Annotated in this window: 4 protein-coding genes and 1 pseudogene; 4 read left to right on the forward strand and 1 reads right to left on the reverse strand. The window is 75.6% G+C overall.

All coding sequences use genetic code 11. The features are described 5' to 3' along the window. Positions 1–556, reverse strand: a pseudogene (locus tag B351_RS16905) (formylglycine-generating enzyme family protein); the annotation flags it as partial. 97 nt (positions 557–653) lie between these two features. Here B351_RS16905 and rnd point away from each other — a divergent pair. From rnd to B351_RS0114065, 4 genes are all read left to right on the forward strand, one after another. Continuing rightward, positions 654–1,748 carry a ribonuclease D gene (rnd, locus tag B351_RS0114050; RefSeq protein ID WP_019399671.1) on the forward strand — a complete coding sequence of 365 codons (1,095 nt, stop codon included), beginning with the start codon at positions 654–656 and terminating at the stop codon, positions 1,746–1,748. 225 nt (positions 1,749–1,973) lie between these two features. Next, on the forward strand, positions 1,974–2,678 hold the full coding sequence (locus B351_RS0114055; protein WP_019399672.1) for a DUF3348 domain-containing protein: 705 nt from the start codon (positions 1,974–1,976) through the stop codon (positions 2,676–2,678). Further along, positions 2,659–4,737 carry a DUF802 domain-containing protein gene (locus tag B351_RS0114060; RefSeq protein WP_019399673.1) on the forward strand — a complete coding sequence of 693 codons (2,079 nt, stop codon included), beginning with the start codon at positions 2,659–2,661 and terminating at the stop codon, positions 4,735–4,737. Before B351_RS0114055 ends, B351_RS0114060 begins: the two co-directional genes overlap by 20 nt. After that, positions 4,734–5,384, forward strand: a complete 651-nt coding sequence (locus B351_RS0114065) for an OmpA family protein (RefSeq protein WP_019399674.1) — start codon at positions 4,734–4,736, stop codon at positions 5,382–5,384. Before B351_RS0114060 ends, B351_RS0114065 begins: the two co-directional genes overlap by 4 nt. The last annotated feature ends 8 nt before the right edge of the window (positions 5,385–5,392 follow it).

Here is a 5,392-nt window from a genome sequence, read left to right on the forward strand (position 1 = left end):
CCGCCACCCGCCGCGCGCGCTCCACCCGCTGCTGCAGGCTGCGCACCCGGCGATCCTCGGCATCCAGGGTGCGCGCCACCGCGGCCAGGGCGACGGCACGCTCCAGGGCGCCGGACTGCGGATCGGTGGCGGCCTCGGCCAGGGCGCGGTCGGCGGTCGCCAGCACCGCCGTGGTGGTACGGCGCAGGCCGTCGCGGGCCTGCCGGTCCTGCGGATCGGTACGCAACAAGGCCAGGTAGATCGGGGCGGCGGCCGCGGCATCCTCGTACAGCCGGCCCTCGCGCAGGGCGGCCTCGGCCTGCCGGCGCAGGGCACGGCGGTCGGCGTCCTCGCCGATCTCCACGGCCGGCGGGGTCCAGGCCTCTACCACGTGGGCGCTTTCGTCGCCGCTGACGGTCACCCTGGGCAGGGCGATGTCCGGCGCTTCCGGCTGCGCCTGCGCGGTGGCGGGGGCCTGGCCGGCAGTCTCGTCCGCGTCCTGCGGCTGCGGGCCGCCGCAGGCGGCCACGCCCAGCAGCATCCCCGTCCACAGCAATGCCCGACCGCTCGCGCGCAAGACGCCTCCCTGGAGAAAACCTGCCGCCCGCCGGCGGATTTGCCGTTAGGCTATCCCAGCCAATACGCGCAAGACCACGCAAGACCGGAATCCCTAAGTGTCAGAAGTCCTCTGGATCGACCAGCCCGCCGAACTGCTGCGCCGCCTGCAGTCGGCGCCCTCCCGCATCGGCTTGGATACCGAATTCATCCGCGAACGCACCTTCTGGCCACGCCTGGCCCTGGTGCAGATGGCCGTGGACGGCGACGTCCTCCTGGTCGACGCCCTCGTCCCCGGCATGGCCGAGGCCATCGCCGCCTGGCTGGACGCCCCCCACGTGCTCAAGGTGATGCACAGCGCCAGCGAGGACCTGGTCACCTTCCGCTGCGCCTGCGGCACCGTGCCGCGGCCAATGTACGACACCCAGGTGGCCGCGGCCCTGGCCGGCTTCGGCGCCGGCATGGGCTACCAGCGCCTGGTCGCCCAGGTCACCGGCACCACGCTGGCCAAGGGCGAGACCCGCTCGGACTGGATGCGGCGCCCGCTGAGCCCCGCCCAGCTGGAGTACGCCGCCGACGACGTGCGCCACCTCGACGCGCTGTACCAGGCCACCCTCGCCCGCCTGCGCGAGCTGGGCCGCGAGGCCTGGCTGGAGGAGGACATGGCCCGCACCGCCGAGCAGGCCGCGCACGACGAGCCGGAGCGGTGGCCACACCTGGGCCTGCGCGCCGCGCAGTTCCTCGATACCGCCGGCCAGCGCCGGCTGTTGCGCCTGCTCCGCTGGCGCGAGCAGCAGGCGCGCGCCCAGGACCATCCCCGCAGCTGGATCCTGGACAACGACCTGGCCCTGGACCTGGCCCGCGACCCGCCGGCCGACGGCACCGCCCTGCAGGCGCGCCTGGAGGCCACGCCCAAGGCCCCGCGCAAGCTCGGCAAGTCGCTGTGGCAGGCCCTGACCACCGCCGTGGCCGACGAGGAGCAGATGCCGGCCGTGGCCGCCGAGCCGGACCGCAACGCGGTGCGCCGGCTGCAGGACGCGGTGGCCCGGCGCAGCGCCGACCTGGGCCTGCCGGACGGCGTGCTGGCCTCGCGCAAGCAGCTGGAAGCCCTGCTGGAGAGCGGCAGCTGGCCGCAGCCCCTGCAGGGCTGGCGCCGGCGCGAACTGGAGCCGGTGCTGCAGCCCTTGCTGGCCCGCACCGGCGCCGCGGGCTAGAATCCGCCCCTTTCCGGGCGGGCCGCGCCCCCGGCTCCGCCCGTTCCGGGCCGCCCGGCGGCCCCGACCGCGGCGCCGGCCGGGCCGGCGTCCCGGCCGCGTCCCGGCCCGCAGCCAGCGCCGGAGCCACTCACCGCAGGAATCCCCCGCCCGCCCCGCACCGGCGTCGCGCCGGTCCCGCGGCGGCTTGCGGCCCCGCCCGGTCGAGAGAACACCGTCCGCCCGATGCAGTCCCAGCCACGCCCCACCCCCAGCGGACCCCGCTTCGTCCGCCAGCTGGCCCAGCTGGCCGGCACGGCGGCCGACGCGCCAGCGCATCCGCTGTCGCAGCTGCTGAGCCACTGGCTGGAATGGAAGCAGGCGGTGGCGCTGGCACGGGTGCTGGACGCCCCGGCGGGCACGGGCCCGGCGGCCGTGTCCCCGGCCGGGGACGCGGCGGCGGAACTGGCCGAGGCCCGCGCCGCGCTGGCGCAATCGATCGGCCGCGACCGCGCCTTCGCCGCGCCGCCCGAAGGCCCGCGCCCACCGTTCGAATGGAGCTACTTCCAGCAACGGCACATGGCCCTGCAGCACCTGCTGGAAAGCGGCAGCGGACGCTTGCGCGAGACCCTGCGCCAGCGCCTGGCCGCCCGCTCCCCGGCCCTGGCGCGGCTGGCCGCGGTGGACGCGGTGATGGAACAGACCCTGGCCCGTCCCACCCGCAGCCTGCTGGGCCGCGCCACCCCGGTGCTGGAACACCGCTTCCAGGAACTGCTGTCCGCCAGCGACGAGGCGCCCGGGACCGAGGCGCCCGCCTGGCTGGAACGCTTCCGCCACGACATGCACGAGCTGCTGCTCGCCGAACTGGATATCCGCCTGCAACCCGCCGAAGGCCTGCTTGCCGCCCTCGGCCCCGCCCCCGATGGAACCCATGCAACGAATCCTCCCTGAACTGGCCACCTTCCTCGCCGGCCTGGCCGTGGTGTGCTGGATCGGTGCCGGCTATGCCGCCGGCCACCCGCTGGCCCTGCTGTTCACCCTGCTGGTGCTGGCCTTCTACCTGTTGGGCGCGCTGGAACTGCGCCGCTACCGCCAGGCCACCACCGGCCTGGAGCGCGCGCTGGACGGTCTGGACGCTGCGCCGGCCAGCCTGGAAGCGTGGCTGGCGCAGCTGGATCCGGGCCTGCGCGAGCCGGTGCGCCTGCGCATCGAGGGCGGCCGCCTGCCACTGCCGGGCCCGGCGCTGGTGCCGTACCTGGTCGGCCTGCTGGTGCTGCTGGGCATGCTCGGCACCCTGCTGGGCATGATGACCACGTTGCGCGGCACCGGCGTGGCCCTGGAAGGCACGGCCGAGCTGGACGCGATCCGCGATGCGCTGGCCGCCCCAGTGCGCGGCCTGGGCTTCGCCTTCGGCACCTCGATCGCCGGCGTGGCCGCTTCGGCCGCGCTGGGCCTGCTGTCGGCGCTGTGCCGGCGCGGCCGCGCGCGCGCCGCGCAGCGCCTGGACGCCGCCGCCGCGGGCGTGCTGCGCCCGTGGTCGCAGGCGTACCAGCGCGAACAGACGGTGCAGCTGCTGCAGGCCCAGGCCGGGCTGCTGCCGGCCCTGGTGGAACGCCTGGAACGGATGGCGGCCGCCCTGGAGCAGCGCGAGGCCGCCAGCGCCGAGCGCCAGCTGGCGCAACAGGAGGCCTTCCACGCCCGCACCGAGGCCACCTTCCGCGAGCTGGCCGGCTCGGTCCAGGCCACCCTGTCCGACAGCGTGGCCGCAAGCGCGCGCGAGGCCCGCGCCGCGGTGCAGCCGGTGCTGGAATCGACCCTGGCGGCGATCGCCGGCCACGCCGAGTCGACCCGCGACAGCGTCACCAACGCGGTGCAGCGGCACCTGGACGGCGCCGGCGAAAGCCTGCGCGCGCTGGGCGGGGAGATCGCCGCGCAGTGGAGCCAGGCGCTGCAGGCCCAGCGCGAAGCCGGCGCGGCCCTGCTGCAGGACCTGCGCGGTGGCCAGGAGCAGCTGGTCCAAGCCATGGGCCAGCAGGCCGAAACCCTGGTGGGGCGGATCGGCGCGCAGCTGGAACAGGCCGGCAGCGGCCTGGCCGCCGGCTGGGAACAGGTGCTGGCGCGCCAGGACGAGGCCAACCGCGCCGCCACCGAACAGCAGCACCAGGCGCTGGCCGAGGCCGCCGGCGCGATCGAGCGCCAGTCCGCCGCCCTGCTGGACTCGCTGGAGCAGGCGCACGCGCAGCTGCAGGCCGCCTTCGCCAGCCAGGAGCAGGAACGCCTGGCCCGCTGGAGCGCCACCCTCGAGCATGCCGGCGCCGCCCTGCGCGAGCAGTGGCAGCAGGCCGGCGAGCAGGCCGCGGCGCGCCAGCAGGCGGTGTGCGACACCCTGGCCAGCACCGCCACGCAGATCAGCGAGCGCACCCAGGCCCAGGCCGAGGCCACCATCGCCGAGATCTCGCAGCTGGCCCGCACCGCCGCCGAGGCGCCGCGGGCCGCGGCCGAGGTCATCACCGAGGTGCGCCGCCAGCTGTCCGAAAGCCTGGCCCGCGACACCGCCCTGCTGGAGGAGCGCAGCCAGCACATGGCCATGTTCGGCCAGCTGCTGGAAGGCGTGAACCGCGCCTCCGGCGAGCAGCGCGCCGCGCTGGAATCGCTGGTCGAGTCCACCGCCTCCCTGCTCGAGCGCACCGGCGCCCGCTTCGAGGAGCAGGTGCAGGCGCGCGGCGGGCAGCTTCAGGAAGCCGGCGCCCAGGTGGCCGCCGGCGCCGCCGAGGTCGCCAGCCTGGCCGAGGCCTTCGGCGCCGCGGTCGAGGCCTTCGCCCAGGGCAATGCCCTGCTGGTGGAGCGCATGCAGCAGATCGAGGCGGCGCTGGAGAAGGCCGCCGCGCGTAGCGACGAGCAGCTGGCCTACTACGTGGCCCAGGCCCGCGAGGTGATCGACCTGGGTGTGCTCAGCCAGAAGCAGATCGTCGAGGACCTGCAGCGCCTGTCGGCGCGGAGCGCGGCATGATCGAGCACGCCGGCGAAGAGGACGGCCTGGCGGCGCCGGTCTGGGCAGCGTTCGCCGACCTGATGGCGGTGCTGCTGGGCGTGTTCGTGCTGATCCTGGTCTGCGTGATCGGGGTGCAGCTGCAGCTGTCGGCGCGGCTGGACGAGGCGGTGCGCCAGCGCCAGGCCGAGGCGCAACAGCGCCAGGCGCTGGAACAGGCGCTGGCCGCGCCACTGGCCGACGGCCGCATCACCCTGGTCGACGGCCGCATCGGCATCCGCGGCAACGTGCTGTTCGCGCTCAATTCCGACCAGCTGCAGCCGGAGGGCCGCCAGGTCCTGCGCGCGCTGGCCGCGCCGCTGGCCGGCTACCTCAAGGCGCGCGAGCAGGTGCTGATGGTCAGCGGCTTCACCGACGACCGTCCGGTGCACGAGGGCAACCGCCGCTTCGCCGACAACTGGGAACTGTCGGCGCAGCGCGCGCTGACCGTGACCCGCACCCTGATCGAGGAAGGCGTGCCGGCCGACTCGGTGTTTGCCGCCGCCTTCGGCGAGCACCAGCCGGTCGGCTCCAACGCCGACGAGGAAGGACGCGCGCGCAACCGCCGCGTGGAAATCGCGCCCGTGCCCCGTCCCGTGCGCACCGCCGGTGCCGCCGATGCCGACTGAGGACATCC

Origin of the sequence: Pseudoxanthomonas sp. GW2 (genome assembly GCF_000283075.1) — a bacterium.
GTDB lineage: Bacteria > Pseudomonadota > Gammaproteobacteria > Xanthomonadales > Xanthomonadaceae > Pseudoxanthomonas.